The organism is Rhizobium anhuiense bv. trifolii, from assembly GCF_024346605.1.
In the GTDB taxonomy this organism is placed as follows: domain Bacteria; phylum Pseudomonadota; class Alphaproteobacteria; order Rhizobiales; family Rhizobiaceae; genus Rhizobium; species Rhizobium anhuiense.
Genome location: NZ_CP098803.1, coordinates 4,593,098 through 4,610,020, shown reverse-complemented (window position 1 = coordinate 4,610,020; position 16,923 = coordinate 4,593,098). Strand labels below are relative to the sequence as shown.

Annotated in this window: 15 protein-coding genes and 1 pseudogene; 10 read left to right on the top strand and 6 right to left on the bottom strand. The window is 60.6% G+C overall.

Annotated elements, in window-relative coordinates; genetic code table 11:
• Window positions 1-37 precede the first annotated feature (37 nt).
• The 5 genes from NE851_RS31210 (at window position 38) to NE851_RS31190 (ending at window position 6,166) form a co-directional block, all read left to right on the top strand.
• On the top strand, window positions 38-1,276 hold the full coding sequence (locus tag NE851_RS31210; protein ID WP_063476271.1) for an ABC transporter substrate-binding protein: 1,239 nt from the start codon (window positions 38-40) through the stop codon (window positions 1,274-1,276).
• Between the two features lie 73 nt (window positions 1,277-1,349).
• The gene (locus NE851_RS31205) at window positions 1,350-2,267 is read left to right on the top strand and encodes a carbohydrate ABC transporter permease (RefSeq protein ID WP_063476272.1); all 918 of its coding nucleotides are present in this window, start codon (window positions 1,350-1,352) and stop codon (window positions 2,265-2,267) included.
• A complete protein-coding gene (locus tag NE851_RS31200) occupies window positions 2,264-3,127 on the top strand; it encodes a carbohydrate ABC transporter permease (protein ID WP_063476273.1) in 864 nt (287 codons plus the stop codon). Before NE851_RS31205 ends, NE851_RS31200 begins: the two co-directional genes overlap by 4 nt.
• Window positions 3,128-3,146: 19 nt before the next feature.
• Entirely contained in the window at window positions 3,147-5,069 is a 1,923-nt protein-coding gene (locus tag NE851_RS31195; protein WP_127431859.1) for a glycoside hydrolase family 127 protein, read from the top strand.
• 23 nt (window positions 5,070-5,092) lie between these two features.
• Complete coding sequence (locus tag NE851_RS31190; protein WP_174824527.1) at window positions 5,093-6,166, top strand: ABC transporter ATP-binding protein; 1,074 nt, start codon at window positions 5,093-5,095, stop codon at window positions 6,164-6,166.
• A 54-nt stretch (window positions 6,167-6,220) separates the two neighbouring features.
• Here the strand turns inward: NE851_RS31190 and dxr are convergent, their stop codons facing one another.
• Entirely contained in the window at window positions 6,221-7,411 is a 1,191-nt protein-coding gene (gene dxr / locus NE851_RS31185; RefSeq protein WP_028756461.1) for a 1-deoxy-D-xylulose-5-phosphate reductoisomerase, read from the bottom strand.
• Between the two features lie 381 nt (window positions 7,412-7,792).
• Between dxr and NE851_RS31180 the strand changes: the two genes are divergently transcribed.
• A complete protein-coding gene (locus NE851_RS31180; protein ID WP_047615501.1) occupies window positions 7,793-8,443 on the top strand; it encodes a hypothetical protein in 651 nt (216 codons plus the stop codon).
• A 62-nt stretch (window positions 8,444-8,505) separates the two neighbouring features.
• Window positions 8,506-8,808: a BON domain-containing protein gene (locus NE851_RS31175; protein ID WP_028756459.1), complete on the top strand. Its 303-nt coding sequence runs from the start codon at window positions 8,506-8,508 to the stop codon at window positions 8,806-8,808.
• A gap of 77 nt (window positions 8,809-8,885) precedes the next feature.
• Here the strand turns inward: NE851_RS31175 and NE851_RS31170 are convergent, their stop codons facing one another.
• Window positions 8,886-9,038: a hypothetical protein gene (locus NE851_RS31170; protein WP_164736003.1), complete on the bottom strand. Its 153-nt coding sequence runs from the start codon at window positions 9,036-9,038 to the stop codon at window positions 8,886-8,888.
• A gap of 128 nt (window positions 9,039-9,166) precedes the next feature.
• Window positions 9,167-9,409, bottom strand: coding sequence for a hypothetical protein (locus tag NE851_RS31165; RefSeq protein WP_018482748.1), 243 nt, complete (start codon window positions 9,407-9,409; stop codon window positions 9,167-9,169).
• Window positions 9,410-9,569: 160 nt separating this feature from the next.
• Between NE851_RS31165 and NE851_RS31160 the strand changes: the two genes are divergently transcribed.
• The gene (locus NE851_RS31160; RefSeq protein WP_063476277.1) at window positions 9,570-10,088 is read left to right on the top strand and encodes a DUF2937 family protein; all 519 of its coding nucleotides are present in this window, start codon (window positions 9,570-9,572) and stop codon (window positions 10,086-10,088) included.
• A gap of 177 nt (window positions 10,089-10,265) precedes the next feature.
• Here NE851_RS31160 and eat read toward each other — a convergent pair whose 3' ends face one another.
• The 3 genes from eat to NE851_RS31145 are packed head-to-tail and all read right to left on the bottom strand — an operon-like array spanning window position 10,266 to window position 13,851.
• Window positions 10,266-11,630, bottom strand: coding sequence for an ethanolamine permease (gene eat / locus NE851_RS31155; RefSeq protein WP_164736002.1), 1,365 nt, complete (start codon window positions 11,628-11,630; stop codon window positions 10,266-10,268).
• 29 nt (window positions 11,631-11,659) lie between these two features.
• Window positions 11,660-12,406 (bottom strand): ethanolamine ammonia-lyase subunit EutC, encoded by a 747-nt coding sequence (gene eutC, locus NE851_RS31150; RefSeq protein WP_028756456.1) that lies wholly within the window; start codon window positions 12,404-12,406, stop codon window positions 11,660-11,662.
• Window positions 12,403-13,851 (bottom strand): ethanolamine ammonia-lyase subunit EutB, encoded by a 1,449-nt coding sequence (locus NE851_RS31145; protein WP_127431857.1) that lies wholly within the window; start codon window positions 13,849-13,851, stop codon window positions 12,403-12,405. Before NE851_RS31145 ends, eutC begins: the two co-directional genes overlap by 4 nt.
• Before the next feature lie 716 nt (window positions 13,852-14,567).
• On the opposite strand from NE851_RS31145, the gene istA reads away from it, so the two are divergent.
• Entirely contained in the window at window positions 14,568-16,094 is a 1,527-nt protein-coding gene (gene istA, locus NE851_RS31140; protein ID WP_127431856.1) for an IS21 family transposase, read from the top strand.
• Window positions 16,084-16,880: pseudogene (gene istB, locus NE851_RS31135) on the top strand (IS21-like element helper ATPase IstB). Before istA ends, istB begins: the two are co-directional and overlap by 11 nt.
• The last annotated feature ends 43 nt before the right edge of the window (window positions 16,881-16,923 follow it).

Here is a 16,923-nt window from a genome sequence, read left to right as displayed (position 1 = left end):
AAGGCGCAGGGAGATGCGCCATATCGGGAGGAGTGTCATGATCAAGCGTTTATTGGTGGCGACCAGCATCGCTACCCTATGTCTGGTATCGGCCGCGTCGGCTGCCGAAAATGTCGAGATGTGGGTTCGCTCGGGGATCGGCGATGCCTTCAAGAAGGTCGTCGAAGCCTATAATTCCGGTCACGAGAACAAGGTCGTGATGACCGAGGTGCCGTTCTCCGAGTTGGTGCAGAAATATGCGACGGCGATCGCCGGCGGACAGGCGCCGGACGCCCTGTCGATGGATCTGATTTATAACCCTGCCTTTGCCGCGGCCGGCCAGCTGGAAGACCTGACGGACTGGGCGAAGTCGCTTCCCTATTTCAATTCGCTTTCGCCGTCGCATGTTCGCCTCGGCACCTATCAGGATCGGATCTACGGCCTGCCGCTTTCGGTCGAAACCTCGGTCTTTGCCTGGAACAAGGACCTCTACAAGAAGGCCGGTCTCGACCCGGAGAAAGCACCGGTGAATTGGGACGAAATCACCGCCAATGCCGAGAAGATCCGGGCGCTGGGTGACGATACCTACGGCTTCTATTTCTCCGGCGGCGGCTGCGGCGGCTGCATGATCTTCACCTTCACGCCGCTGGTCTGGGGCGCCGGCGTCGATATCCTGTCGGCCGACAGCAAGACGGCGACGCTGGATACGCCTCAGATGCGCAAGGCGGTCGATATCTACCGCAACATGGTCAAGAAGGACCTCGTGCCGGCGGGTGCTGCCAGCGACAACGGCGCCAACTTCCTGACCTTCACCAACGGCAAGATCGGACAGCAAAGCCTCGGCGCCTTTGCCATCGGCACGCTGGTGACCGAACATCCCGATATCAACTTCGGCGTGACCCTCATTCCCGGTGTCGACGGCAAGCCTTCGTCCTTTGCCGGCGGCGACAATTTCGTCATCACCAAGGGCACGAAGAAGATCGATGCGGTGAAGGAGTTCCTCGAATACGTCTATTCGATGGACGGCCAGAAGATCATGGCGAAATATGGCAGCCTGCCGACGCGCGGTGATATCGCCGACAAGGTGCTGGAGGGTCTCGACCCGCGCATGCAGGTTGGCCTGAAGGCGATCGCCGTCGCCAAGACGCCCTATACGCTGCAGTTCAACGATCTGATCAACAGCGCCAACGGGCCTTGGGCAAGCTTCACCAACGCCGCGATCTTCGGCGAGGACGTCGACGGCGCGTTTTCGAGCGCCCAGTCGGAAATGCAATCGATCATCGATAGCGGCCAATAACTCTCCCTCGGCCGCGGCCGGGGAGCGGTGGCAGCTTCCCGGCCAATTTCAATTGACAGATGCGGAGCGTTTGATGACCGGTTTCGGTTCGGAGATCCTGTTGCCTCGACGCAGACGACGGCGCAAATCGAACTGGCGCGGCCTCGTCTACATCGCGCCTGCTATGGCGCTGGTCATCGTCTTCTTCATCATGCCGGTTCTCTTCACTGGATGGATGAGCCTTCACAACTGGCCGCTGATGGGGGCGTCGCGCTGGATCGGCTTCAACAATTACGTTCGCATGGCCAACGACAGCCGCTTCATGACGGCGCTGAATTTCACGGCCTATTATACGGTGATCGTCACTGTCGCGATCTTCGCGATCGCCTTTCCGCTGGCGATCTTCGTCGAAAAGGAACGGCAGTTCGTCAGCGCCTACCGCACGATCATCTTCCTGCCCGTCGTGGTCGGCCTTGCCACGGCCTCGCTGCTTTGGGTCTGGCTTGCCAATGTCGATAGCGGCTTCATCGGTCCCGCCTTGAAGGCGCTCGGTCTTCTGGAAAAGAGCCCCAATCTTCTCGCGACCTTCGACACCGCCTTTCTGACGATCGTGGTGATGGTCGTCTGGAAGATCGCGGGCTTCACCATGATCATTCTTCTAACCGGGCTCCAGGCCATTCCGTCCGAGCTGACGGAGGCCGCCCGCATCGACGGCGCCGGCCGCTGGCAGCGGTTCAGGCATCTGACCTTGCCGCTGATGCGCAGGACGATCGCGCTGGCGCTGATCGTCTCCGTCACCGGTTCGATCCTCGCCTTCGACCAGTTCTACATCATGACCGCAGGCGGACCGCAGAACAAGATGATCTCGGTGGTCTACTACATCTTCAATCAGTCCTTCGTGTCGTTCAATCTCGGTTATGGCGCAGCACTCTCGATCGTGCTTCTCGCCATCCTGGTGGCGATCAGCATCGTGCAGCTCTGGCTGCTTCGCGTCGGGGAGGAGCGTCCATGACCACCTCAAAAGAGCGCCGCACGCGCAAGGCGATCCGGACGAAATCGGTCTATCACCTGACCGGCATCGCCATATCGATCTTCTTTCTCGCCCCTTTCGCGATCACGCTCTTGTCGTCCTTCCGACATGGCACGGAGGCCAGCCTGCCGCCCTTGCCGCCGTGGCCGACCTCCGGCGTCAGCATCGATTCCTATGCGCTGCTCGATACGTTCGGCGCCGGCATATGGCGGCACATGATCAATTCGCTGTTCGTTTCGGTCGCCACCGTGGTGCTCACCGTCGCCGTCAGCCTGCTCGCCGGCTACGGCTTCTCGCGCTACCGGTTCCCGATGAAGAATGCGCTCTTCGTGTTGATCATCGCGACGCTGATGATCCCGTTCCAATCGATCTTGACGCCGCTCTTCATCATCCTGGCAAAGCTCGGCCTCAACAATTCGCTGCTTGGGCTGACGCTCGTCTATGTGACGCTGCAACTGCCCTTCTCGGTCTTCATGATGCGCAACGCCTTCGACGCCGTGCCGAAGGAGATCGAAGAGGCGGCGCGCATCGACGGCGCGCGCGACCTCAGGCTCTTGGTCCGGGTTCTTCTGCCGCTGGTGCTTCCCGGTGTGGCGACGGTCGCGATCTTTGCTTTCCTCAACGCCTGGAACGAGTTTCTCGCGGCGCTCGTGCTGCTCTCCAGCAATGAGAAATACACCCTGCCGGTGCTGATGACGGCGGTTCGCGCCGGACGGCTCGGCGCCATCAACTGGGGAGCGGTCCAAGCCGGTGTCGTCGTCATGACGATCCCCTGCCTGATCGTCTTCCTGCTTTTGCAACGCTACTACATGCGCGGGCTGATGGCCGGCGCGGTGAAATGATTTGAGAGAAAGTGGAGCCATGACCAAAGCAAGCAACGATCGCCAGTTTCGTCCCGTCGCCGTTCCCGATGTCGAGCTCGGCGGCTTCTGGGGCAAATGGCAGGACGCCGTCTGCAATTCCACCGCCGAGACCCTGCTCGACCGCTGCGTCGAGGCCGGCATGCTCAAGGCGATCGATGTCAGCCAGCCGAGCCCCGGGGTCGTCATTCCCATTCAGCCTTGGGGCGGGACGACGCAGATGTTCTGGGATTCCGACCTCGGCAAGTCGATCGAGACCATCGCCTATTCGCTTTATCGCCGGCCGAACCCGAAGCTCGAGGCGCGCGCCGACGAAATCATCGACATGTATGAGAAACTGCAGGACGAGGACGGTTATCTGAACGCCTGGTTCCAGCGCGTCGAACCGAACCGCCGCTGGACCAATCTGCGCGACCATCATGAGCTCTATTGCGCCGGCCATCTCATGGAAGCCGCGGTCGCCTATTACCAGGCGACCGGCAAACGCAAGCTGCTCGACATCATGTGCCGCTATGCCGATTACATGATCAAGATTTTTGGCCACGGCGAAGGCCAGATATCAGGCTATTGCGGCCATGAGGAAGTCGAGCTGGCACTGGTCAAGCTCGCCCGCGTGACCGGCGAGAAGAAATATCTCGACCTGTCGAAATATTTCATCGACGAACGCGGCACCGAGCCGCATTTCTTCACCGCCGAGGCAAGCCGCGACGGCCGCAATGTCTCCGAATACCACCAGAAGACCTATGAATATGCGCAGGCGCACCAGCCGGTGCGTGCGCAGACGAAGGTCGTCGGCCATGCGGTGCGCGCCATGTACCTCTATTCGGGCATGGCCGACATCGCCACCGAATACAAGGACGACAGCCTGACGGCGGCGCTGGAAACGCTCTGGGACGATCTGACCACCAAGCAGATGTACATTACCGGCGGCATCGGCCCGGCAGCCTCCAACGAAGGCTTCACCGACTATTACGACCTGCCCAATGCCACCGCCTATGCCGAGACCTGCGCTTCGGTCGGCCTGGTGTTCTGGGCAAGCCGAATGCTCGGCCGCGGTCCGGATCGGCGCTATGCCGATATCATGGAGCAGGCGCTTTACAACGGCGCGCTGCCGGGGCTTTCGACCGACGGCAAGACGTTCTTCTATGACAATCCGCTCGAAAGTGCCGGCAAGCACCACCGCTGGAAGTGGCACCATTGCCCCTGCTGCCCGCCCAACATTGCCCGGCTGGTGACCTCGATCGGCTCCTATATGTACGCCGTTGCCGACAACGAGATCGCCGTGCATCTCTATGGCGAGAGCACCGCGCGGCTGAAGCTTGCCAACGGCGCCAACGTGGAGTTCGAGCAGGTGACCAACTACCCGTGGGAGGGCGCGGTCGCCTTTACCACCCGGCTGGAGAGGCCGGCGCGCTTCGCGCTGTCGCTGCGCATCCCGGACTGGGCGGAGGGCGCCACCCTCAGCATCAACGGAACGATGCTCGATCTCAACGCCAATATGCAGGACGGATATATCAGGATCGATCGTGAATGGGCCGACGGCGATCGTGTCGCCCTCTACCTGCCGCTTTCGCTTCGCCCGCAATATGCCAATCCGAAGGTGCGTCAGGATGCCGGCCGGGTCGCATTGATGCGCGGCCCGCTCGTCTATTGCGTCGAAACCACAGACAATGGCGAAGACCTCAACGCCATCGTCCTGCCCCGCGAGCTTCCGGCCGCCGAAACCGTGGTGCTGAAGGATCTCAACGATGCCGTCGCCCTCGATCTCCAGGTCGAGCGCGAGGAAACATCGAATTGGGGAACGCCGCTCTACCGCAAAGCGCCGGCCGAAAGGCAGGTCGCCACCGCGCGTTTCGTGCCCTATCATCTCTGGGACAACCGCGCGCCCGGAGAGATGCTCGTCTGGGTCCAGTCGGACAAATAGGCCGTTTGGGGATGACGAAGGATATGGGTAACAAGAGCGTCGTGCTCCAGGACGTGCGAAAAAGCTATGGCAGTCTGCAGGTGGTTCACGGCATCGACCTGACGATCGCCGAGGGCGAATTCGTCGTCTTCGTCGGGCCGTCCGGCTGCGGAAAATCGACGCTTCTTCGCATGATCGCCGGCTTGGAAGACGTGACCGACGGGGAGGTCGAAATCAAGGGACGTGTTGTCACCGATCTCGATCCATCCGAGCGCGGCATCGCCATGGTCTTCCAGTCCTACGCGCTCTATCCGCATATGAGCGTGCGGGAGAATCTGGCCTTCGGCTTGAAGATGGCGCGCACGCAAGCCGCCGAGATAGAGACGCGTGTCAAGGCCGCGTCCGCGATCCTGAAGATCGATCATCTTCTCGACCGGCGGCCGGGACAGCTTTCCGGCGGTCAGCGGCAGCGCGTGGCGATCGGCCGTGCGATCGTGCGCAAGCCCGATGTCTTCCTGTTCGACGAACCGCTGTCCAATCTCGATGCGGAACTGCGCGTTTCGATGCGCATCGAGATCGCCCGCCTTCACCGCGAACTCGGCAACACGATGATCTATGTCACGCACGACCAGACCGAGGCGATGACGCTCGCCGACAAGATCGTCGTGCTGCGCGATGGCCGTGTCGAACAGGCCGGGACGCCCCGGGAAATCTACGAAAATCCCTCGAATACCTTCGTCGCGGGCTTCATCGGCTCGCCTCGGATGAACCTTTTGAACGCCCGCTGGGGTGAGGGCGGTCTGGTCGAAGTCGCAGGCCGGCGCATCGGCAGCGGCTTGCCGCCGGCAGACAGGCCGGTTGGCGCCGCGGTGACGCTCGGCCTGCGGCCGGAGCATCTGAAGGTGGCATCCGACCTTTCGGGCAGCCTGACGGCCAGGGTCGATTTTTCGGAGTATCTCGGCGGAACGCAATATCTCTATTGCCAGCTTGCCGATGGCCAGTCGCTCACCGTCGAGCATCGGTCACCGGTCAGCATCGCAGCGGGTGAGCAGGTGAGCCTGCTGTTCGAACCGTCGGATTGCAGATTGTTCGACGAGGGCGGCAACCGGTTGCGGTAATGGCGGCCGCCAGGGATAAGCGGGCGGCCTCTCGGCGAACGGCCCGTGGGCATTTCACACGGCGATCGCCGGTGTCATGAGCTCCGCCGCTCTCTGCCGGGCCTGCCTGTCGGCGGCGAAGACATCGTCCATGCCGGCAGCCGGCGGCAGGCCGGCGAGATCGTCCATGACCCTCTCGGTGATCTCGGCCATGGCAAGGAAGGGCAGCCGCCCCTCGATGAAGGCTTCAAGCGCCACTTCCTTGGCGCCGTTCAGCACCGCACCCTGAACGCCGCCGCGCGTCATCGCCAGGCGCGCCAGCCGCAACGCGGGAAACCGCACCTCATCCGGCGCCTCGAAATCCAGCCTGGCGAGCTTGGCGAAATCCAGCCGCTCGATCGGCAGGTTCGGCCGGCGCGGAAAGGACAGGGCATAACCGATGGCGGTGCGCATATCCGGTGCGCCGAGTTGCGCCAGCACCGACCCATCCGTATAGCCGACCATGGAATGGATGATCGATTGCGGATGGAGGATGACTTCGATCTGTTCGGGCCTGAGACCGAAAAGGTGTCGAGCTTCGATCATCTCCAGCGCCTTGTTGAACATCGAGGCGCTGTCGATCGAGATCTTCAACCCCATCGACCAGTTCGGGTGGGCGCGCGCGCTTTCCACCGTCACATCGGCCATCTGCCGCAGCGAGGCGGTGCGGAAGGGACCACCCGACGCCGTCAGGATGACGCGCTCGACCGCGTGGCGCTGGGTTTCCTCCAACACCTGGAAGATGGCATTGTGCTCGCTGTCGACAGGAAGCAGCCTGCCGCCGCCCTGGCGAACGGCTGCGATAAAGAGATCGCCCGCCGATACCAGGCATTCCTTGTTGGCAAGGGCGATATCGGCGCCGCGGCGCGCAGCTGCAAGCGTCGGCGCCAGGCCTGCGGTGCCGACGATTGCCGCCATCACCCAGTCGGCTTCGCGCTCAGCCGCTTCCATCAGGCCGGATTTTCCCGAGGCGACGGCGATGCCGCTGCCGGAAAGTTCGCTTTTCAGTGATTCGTAGTGCCGGTCGTTTGCCGTTACCGCCAGCCGCGCGCCGGATGATTTCGCCTGTCGGGCCAGCAATTCTATATTGCCGTTGCCGGTCAGCACGGAGATTTCGAAATTCTCCCGTCCGCCCAGGTGCTCGACGACATTGAGTGTATTCTGGCCGATCGAACCCGTCGAACCGAAGATGCTGAGGCGCCGCGGCGCGCTTTTGCCGGTCATCATGTGAAATTTCGCGAAAATTTCTCTCGTAGGCTCAGGCTCTACTAGGGTTTGGAAGGGGCGGCAAGTGTGCGGTGCAGCAGATTTCAGCCCATAAGGGGTTTACAGAGCCGCAGGTAGATGTGATCCTTCTAACATTGCTGGCGGAATCGCGATTCCGCTGCGGCCGGTCACGGTCGCATGGCAATTCGGGGCGCTGCGGCGTCCATCGAAGAACTGGCACGCGTGCCGCCGGCCTTTTCGGCCAACATTAAATCGAGGATGAAACCGGGATGGACGGCTTGCCGTGATCCCCCATCGCGTTCGGCTGCGAGCGCTTCATGTCCGCTGTTGCGTCGGTTTCGGCACGGCGGCCCCGTGTCAGGTCAAAACGTTCTTAACTTCATGACGACATTCAAAATAGCATGCATTCTTTTCGCCATCCTGCTCTCGCTCACCGTTGCAGCGAGAGCTGATGATCTGGTGATCTGGTCGCCGGCCAAGCTTTCGGACCGGTCCTACAAGGCGACCTTGGGTTTTCGCCTGCCGGCGGAATGGGAAACGAGCGCCGGCGCCGACATAGCCCTTGCCTCGACCAAAGGCGGCGCGCCGCTGCCCGATTCCGAACAGGCAATGCTCTGGGGCAGGATCGTAAAGACGGCCGTCACGCCAGCGGGCCAATCGCAGCAGGGCGCGAAGGTCAGCGTCGATACGCTGCGCGGCAGCGGCGCGCTGACGCTGAGCCGCTCGCGCAGCTGGATCCTGTCCGATTCGCTCGATATGCAATCGAGCCGGTCCATCAGCGTTCAATTTGATGCGGTCGATATCAGGCAGGCCTCGGTGACGGCATCGCAGGCGCTGAAACTGATCCATCCCTGGACGGGAACGTCGCTTTCGGCGGGCACAGGCGTCAGCAATGCCAGCGGCGACTTCTCGAGCACGGTGGCGGTCAACCAGGCCATCCTGCCGAACCTCAATCTCGATGCCTCGGTGAACAATCCGTTTTCGGGAGGTGAGACCGGCAGCATCAATCTCCGCTATCGCGTGCAGTGGTAGCGGCGCTGAAACCAACTCCGTCGAACGGCGTTTGCTAAGCAGGTTTCACGGAGGAATGGATCATGGTTTTCAAGGAGCAGACATTTCACGGGCTCGAGCCCGAGATGGAAGCGGAAATCGCCAATCGTGCATCTGTTGAGGCGGATGTCGCCAATGCGCTGGCGATTGCCGGCGGGATTGATGCGTCTGATGTCGAGGTGACGATGGAAAACGACCACATCGTGCTCACCGGCACTGTCGGCACGGTCGGCGAGATCGAACGGGCAACCGTGGTCGCCAAGGCGGTCGAGGGCGTGCATTCGGTGCAGAACCGAATCCTGCTTGGCGGCCCGCTTGGTGGATTGTCACTTGACGGCACGCATTAAACCGAAAGCTCGCTCCGGGGCCAAACATCCCGGACGAGGACTATCACGTCGTCACCGGTAGGGCCGCGCTCAGCTGGTCAACCGGCGAAGCGTTCGACGAGGAAGGACGAGCCGGCCAGACGATCCGTCTTCTGCATGGCGCCCGACCCCTGCGGCTGGTAGGCGATGGCCAGCAGCACGGCGCTGACGGCGACATAGGCGATGGCCAAAAGAATCATCTTGATACGCATGATGAACACTCCCGTTTCGCAATAAACGCGGCTGATATTGCGAAAGTTCCTCATCTGCGAGATCGAGGCGAGATCAGATGAAAAGCCCGGCTGCGAAGATCAGCCGGGCTTTCCCGTAGGGATTTGCCTTATCGGCAGATTCGGGTTTCCTTGACGACCGTATGGCCGTGACGGCGGATTTTTTCCGTCTTGGTGAAGCAATCCTGGGAGACGTGGCGCGGCCTCATGTGATGGCGGTAATAGGGCCGTTCCGCATGACGGTAGGTGGGACGCGCGTCGTCCGTGGTGATGGTTACACTTGCCGCCTGGGACGGCATTGCGGAAAAGATGGATGCAGCAGTGAGCGTGCAGGCAAGGATAATCTGTTTCATGACAAGTCTCTCTTTCTGAGTTGGTCATTCTGGGTTGGTCAGGGCATCAACTCGCCGGAAGCGCCGTCGGTTCAATCACATAGCGTTACCGATTGTGTCGAAGGCAGAAACCTTTACGGCCGCGGATCGTTAGCGCAGGGGACAGCCGGAGGCATCAATCATGGGTCCGATTGCAAGAATCATCGCTATTGTCGCCGGGCTTGCCGGCGGCACGGTGTTTTCGCAGGCGCCGGAATTTGCGCAGCAATACCGCCAGCGGATCGGCGGGGCGATCGACGAATTGCGCGTCATCGTCGAGGATTTCAATGCCCAGGCGGCCGAACACCATCTCGATCGCCAGCAAGCGCTGAACGCCTATGCGCAATCGTCCGATGATTTCCTGCGCGACCGCGGCGTCTCGATGCGCAGCACGATCACGCGCTACGAAACGCTGCTGTCGCAGCAGCTCCACCTCGGTACCGCCGCACCCGTCGCCAAGCCCTTCGTGCTGCTGGGCAATGCCGATGACGTCGTCTTCGCCAATACCTGGCGTGATTTCGTGCCCGGCGTGCCGGTCAGTTTTGCCGGGCTTGTCTGGGGCGCGATCGGTTTTATCGGTGGCTGGATCGTGGCGGCGCTGCTGGGATTAGGCGCGCGGCAGGCGGTGAGGACGCGGCGGGTCCATCGTGAGGTGCGGTAACCAACGACGGCGAAAGCGGCTTGGCGCGAGCTTATCTCGAGGAGGAAATTAAGAATTTTGCGAGCGGGCTGGGCTTTGTGCTCGAATTCCCCCGCCAAATGTCGGTGGGGGATCGTTGATATCGATCGAAACAGGCTCGTCCCGTTGCCTGCTTGATGATCGGGCCGGAGAGCCTTGTTACGCGGAAGCGGCCGCTTCCTTGGCGACGCCGCCGGACAGCAAGCGCCAGATACCGAACGCTACCGCGCCCATCGCCAGGAAGATCAAGAAGATCAGGAAGTTGTAGTAGATCATCGCCGCCAGCGCGACCAGCGCAAGCCCAAGGGCAATGGCCGGGATAACCGGATAGCCCCAGGCCTTGAACGGCCGGGCAAGCTCGGGCTCGGTCCGACGAAGTTTGAACAGCGATGCCATGGAGACGATGTACATGATGATCGCGCCGAACACCGACATCGTGACGATATTGGCAGTCAGCGGCAAGCCGCCGATCTGGATCAGGTTGTCGGAGAAGATCGCGGCAATGCCGACAACGCCGCCTGCGAGGATAGCAAGGTAGGGCGTGCGGAATTTCGGGTGAATCTTCGCGAGAACTTCCGGCAGGTAGCCTGCGCGACCCAGCGCAAAGATCTGCCTGGAATACCCCATGATGATGCCATGGAACGATGCGATCAGGCCGAACAGGCCGATCCAGACGAGCATGTGCAGCCAGCCGGAGGATTCTCCGACGACAGCCTTCATCGCCTGCGGCAACGGATCGTTGATGTTGGACAGCGTACGCCAGTCGCCAACACCTCCCGCGAAGATCATCGTGCCGAAAGCCAGGAATACGAGAGTGAGAATCCCTGCGATATAGGCGATCGGCACGGTGCGGGTGGGATTTTTGGTTTCCTCTGCAGCCATTGCCGCACCTTCGATCGCCAGGAAGAACCAGATGGCGAACGGAATCGCGGCAAAGATGCCTCCAATGGCGCCAACCGATAATTCAGGGGCGCCAGCCCAGCCATTGGCCGCGAAGTTGGCGACGGAGAAGCCGGGCAGAACGACACCCATAAAGACCAGGAGTTCAATAATGGCGAGGATGGTAATGAAGAGCTCGAATGTCGCGGCGATGGTGACGCCGACGATATTGAGCGCCATGAAGATGAGATAGGCGCCGACGGCCGCCAGTTTCGGATCGAGCCCCGGAAACTGCACATTGAGATAGGCGCCGATCGCAAGCGCGATGGCCGGAGGCGCGAAGACGAATTCCACCAGTGTTGCAAAGCCCGCAACGAAGCCGCCGAGCGGGCCGAAGGCCCTGAGCGCATAGGCAAACGGCCCACCCGCATGCGGAATAGCCGTTGTCAACTCCGTGAAGGAGAAAATGAAGGTGGTGTACATGACGGCGATCAGAATCGTGGTGATCAAGAAGCCGAGTGTGCCGGCCGCCGCCCAGCCATAGCTCCAGCCGAAATATTCGCCGGAGATGACGAGGCCGACTGCAAGTCCCCATAAGTGCAGCCCGGTCAGGCTCTTGGCGAGCGTCGGTTGAGAATTTGACATGATTGTTCCCCTGTTTTGTAGATTGAACTTTATGCTTCTTGGTGTGGCAGCGCTTCTATGGCGCCTTCGGCATTTTCCTTGAGATCGACACCGGTCAGCTGCAGTCGCAGCGCCTCCCGGACGATCCAGACGATCTTGTCGGCCGCGACCTCGTAGCTGAGCCCGTCGGCATGAATATTGGAAATACAGTTGCGCTCGCTGTCGCGCCGTCCCGATTGCGGTCGGAAGGTGATGTAGGCGCCGAGGCTGTCAGGCACGCTTAGTCCCGGCCTCTCGCCGATCAGCACGATGGCAACTTCCGCACCAAACGCCGCCGCCGCTTCATCGCCAAATGCCACCCGCGCCTGCTCGCCCAATATCACCGGGGCGACGCTGAAGGCCCCGAGACGCTTCATGCATGCGTTAAACAGCGGCACCGCGTGGTGCTCGACCGCCGAGGCCGAAAGTCCGTCGGCAATGATGAAGGCGATATCATAACGATCGCCTGGGCTCGGGAGATCGGCTGCGTTGGTCTGACGGCCGAGATCCGGGCGCGCCAGATAGATCGTCCGGTCTTTGGCGCGAGACCGAATCCGGATCGTCGGCACGGGAGCAAGCTGCTTGGCAAGGGCGACAAAATCCACTTGCCCATGCACGGCATCCCGCGCCCGGGCATGGGCAAGCTGGAAGTCGAGAATTGCCGATGTCGGCAAGGCGTCGCCTGCTCTTCCAAGCCCAATGCGGGCGCGTGTGGCGTTGCGGAACCGCGCAAACGGATCGCGTTCGAAGGGAGTCATGCGGATGCCCTGTAGCTCAAGAGATTGCGGAAGAAGGCGCCCGAGGCGCTGGCAGGCGCAAGACGACCCGTGTGATCAAGCATGCCCATGCGATGAAGCCAGGCTTCGAACTCCGGAGCCGGCGGACGATTGAACTGGTGCCTGAGGCCGACAATATCGTGGTAGGAAAGGCTCTGATAATTGAGCATGACGTCGTCGGCGCCGGGCACCGCGATCAGAAAGCTGACACCCGCGACAGTCAGCAGCACCATCAGATTGTCCATATCGTCCTGGTCGGCTTCCGCATGGTTCGTGTAGCAAACGTCGACCCCCATCGGCACGCCAAGCAGTTTGCCGCAGAAATGGTCTTCGAGCCCGGCGCGGATAATTTGCTTGGCGTCGAAAAGATATTCGGGGCCAATGAAGCCGACCACGGTATTGACGAGCAACGGATCGAGCTCACGTGCAACGGCATAGGCCCGCGCCTCCACCGTCTGTTCGTCCACGCCATGATGGGCGTCGGCCGAGAGGGCGCTGCCCTGGCCGGTCTCCAGATACATGACATTGTTGCCGACCGTGCCGCGCTTCATGGAAAGTGCCGCCTGCTGGCCTTCCCTCAGGAGGGCGAGGTCGATGCCGAAACCCTTATTGGCGGCTTCCGAGCCGGCGATTGACTGGAACACCAGATCGAGCGGCGCTCCAGCCTCGATCGCCTTGATTGACGTGGTGACATGGGTCAACACGCAGGATTGGGTCGGGATATCGAACTGTTCGCGCAGCCGGTCGAAAAGAACCATCAATCTTGTGCATGCCTCGAGATTGTCGGTAGCCGGGTTGATGCCGATCACCGCATCGCCGATCCCATAAAGAAGTCCGTCGAGCGTCGAGCCGGCGACACCTTCAGGATCATCGGTGGGATGATTGGGCTGAAGACGGCTCGACAGCCGGCCGGGCAGACCGATCGTGGAACGAAAGGCCGTGACCACCCTGCATTTGCCGGCGACGGTGATCAGATCATGGTTGCGCATGATCTTGGAGACCGCCGCGACCATCTCGGGGGTGAGGCCCGGTGCAATGGCAAGCAGTCTTTCGGCGGTCGCGTCATAGGAGAGAAGCCAATCGCGAAACTCGCCGACCGTCATATGAGATATCGGCGCGAATGCCGTCCAATCATGGCGGTCGACGATCAGTCGGCTGACCTCGTCGATCTCGTATGGGATGACGAGATCCTCCAGGAAGGTTTTGAGAGGCATATCCGCAAGCAGATAGCGGGCGGCCACCCGCCGCTCGTTGCTTGACGCGGCGATCCCGGCCAGCACGTCACCTGATTTCAATGGCGAAGCGCAAGCCAATACCGATTTCAGATCCTGAAAGACATGGCGTTCGCGTCCTAGAACGATCGAATATGTTGTCATCTGCTCCTGGCCGTCGATCAGCCTATTCTCGATGTCCGGGAACTCGTCCACCTTCCGATTGTGGGCATTCGCGGGCTTCCGCCGAGTATGCTCGGCACTACGCCAAACAACGCAAGAAGCGTGCCATTCTTTACGGGCTGGGATGCCGAGGCAGCCGTGCCAAGGACTTCGCATGGCTGACCATCAGGGCCGACGCTGCGCGCGGTTATTGCAGAGACTGTTTTCAGTTTAGGACGGCTAATTCGCTAGCGTGGTTCTATCCACTTTGCGATAGCATGCTCCGATGTGCGCAGATTTGCGACCGGCTCAACACTGATTGCAAATATATTCGTTGATCGTCCTGATCCAGCGGTTCTAGCCGGAGTGTTTTTTCGATGGGGCAGTCTGTGCTGAGACGCGATCGTCCATTTTGAGCTGACTGACCGTAGATCGACGCCGATGTCGAAAAACTAGCCAATTGAACGAATCCAATCGATCGCCAATTTCTGCATCCGAAGAGTTCGGTCGTGCGGCCTCAACGCGACACTTGGCCTGGCTATTACCGATCAAAGGCCGGTTTCTCATGACATCATTATTGCGTTCTTGCATGTCCGCAGGATGGAGCGGTTCGGTAGGTTTGTCCCAGAGGAGATAGGCGGCCATTGATTGTATTGCTGTTGATTTGCACTGAGAAGTGATCCGGCATTGCGAGATATTTTCATCGAGAATTGACCGATGTTTTGAACCTTGCTCCGCGTGTTTTCAGCGGGAGCTATGGAGTGATCGACATGGCGTTATTGAGCGTGATCCGACGCTGGCATCTTAGAGAGCATTTATCGATCCGGGAGATTTGCCGCAGGATCGGCCTGTCCCGGAATACCATCCGCAAATATCTCGGTCTTGATGGCGTGGAGCCAAAGTTCAAGGTCCCGGCCCGCCCGAGCAAGCTTGACCCCTTTGCCGATAGACTATCGGCCTGGCTGAAGACGGAAGCGAACAAATCCCGCAAACAGAAGCGGACTCTCAAGCAGCTCCATGCCGACCTGCTGAGCTTGGGCTACGAGGGTTCCTATTGCCGTGTCGCCGCTTTTGCTCGGGATTGGAGAGCCGACCGGCAGAGAGAACTTCAGAGGTCGGGACGCGGAACATTCGTGCCTTTGGCATTCGAACCCGGTGAAGCGTTCCAGTTCGATTGGTCGGAAGATTGGGCCATCATCGGCAATGAGCGCACCAAGCTGCAGGTGGCCCATACGAAGCTGAGCTACTCCAGGGCCTTTATCGTCCGGGCCTATCTCCTGCAGACGCACGAGATGCTGTTCGACGCCCACAATCACGCATTTCGCGTCTTCGGTGGCGTCCCCCGGCGCGGCATCTACGACAACATGAAGACGGCGATTGACAAGGTCGGCCGCGCCAAGGAGCGCGACGTCAACGGCCGCTTCCTGGCGATGGCCAGCCACTATCTGTTCGAACCGGAGTTCTGCAATCCGGCGTCAGGCTGGGAAAAGGGGCAGGTCGAGAAGAACGTCCAGGACGCTCGTCATCGCCTTTGGCAACCCATGCCGCGCTTTCCATCGCTGGAGGCCCTCAACGAGTGGCTGGAGCAACGTTGCAAAGAGTTCTGGGCGAAGACGCCACACGGCCAAATGCGCGGCACCATCGCCGATATCTGGGCGGAGGAAGCACGGACTCTCATGCCGGTCTCCCGTCCATTTGATGGATTTGTCGAATACACCAAACGTGTCTCGCCGACCTGCCTCGTGCATCTGGAGCGCAACCGCTACAGCGTTCCGGCGTCCTTCGCCAATCGACCGGTGAGCCTGCGGGTCTATCCGGATCGTGTCGTCGTCGTCGCCGAAGGCCTGATCATCTGCGAACACCAGCGTATTATCGACCGCTCCCATGATCGGCCGGGACAGACGGTTTATGACTGGCGACATTATCTCGCGGTCGTGCAACGCAAACCCGGCGCTCTGCGCAACGGTGCTCCATTCACCGAGCTTCCCGAGGCCTTCAAAACCTTGCAGCAGCACCTGCTAAAGAAGCCCGGCGGAGACCGTGAGATGGTCGATATCCTGGCGCTCGTCCTGCAGCACGATGAACAAGCCGTCCTCTCGGCCGTCGACATGGCGCTGAAGTCCGGCGTTCCGACCAAGACGCATGTGCTGAACTTGTTGCATCGCCTCGTTAACGGCAAATCCTTCACGCCGCCGACCATAGATGCGCCGCAAGCACTGACACTCACCAATGAACCAAAGGCCAATGTCGAACGCTACGACACCCTGAGAAAGACGGAGATTCGCCATGCGTCATAACCCAGCAAGCGGCGCGATCGTGATCATGCTGCGGCAATTGAAGATGCACGGTATGGCCCAGGCTGTCGGGGAACTGACCGAACAGGGAGCGCCGGCTTTCGAGGCCGCGATTCCGGTCCTGTCGCAGCTCCTCAAAGCGGAGACGGCAGAAAGGGAGGTCAGATCGAGAGCCTATCAGCTCAAGACGGCACGCTTTCCCGCCTACCGTGATCTGACAGCAGCGAGATCAACGAAGAGCTCGTGCGCCAGCTTCATCGCTGCGACTTCCTCGGCGAGGCTAACAACATCGTTCTGGTTGGCGGACCCGGCGGAGGTAAAACGCATGTCGCCACGGCGATCGGCGTTCAAGCCATCGAGCATCATCATAAGCGGGTTCGGTTCTTCTCGACCGTCGAACTGGTCAACGCTCTCGAGCAGGAGAAGGCCCAAGGACGGTCCGGTCAAATCGCCAATCGCCTCATACACTCCGACCTCGTTATCCTGGACGAGCTTGGCTACCTGCCATTCAGCGCATCAGGCGGCGCACTGCTCTTCCACTTGTTGAGTAAGCTCTACGAGAGAACCAGCGTCATCATCACCACCAACCTGAGCTTCAGCGAATGGGCCAGCGTCTTCGGCGACGCCAAGATGACCACCGCGCTGCTCGATCGCCTGACGCATCACTGCCACATCCTCGAAACCGGAAACGACAGCTTCCGATTCAAGAACAGCTCAGCTCATGGGCCCAAAACTACAAAGGAGAAAAGCAAAAACTTGACGGCAACCACCGACCCGAAACATACCTAAGAGACGGGTCAATTCTCGGCGCAAATGCCGGGTCACTTCTCAG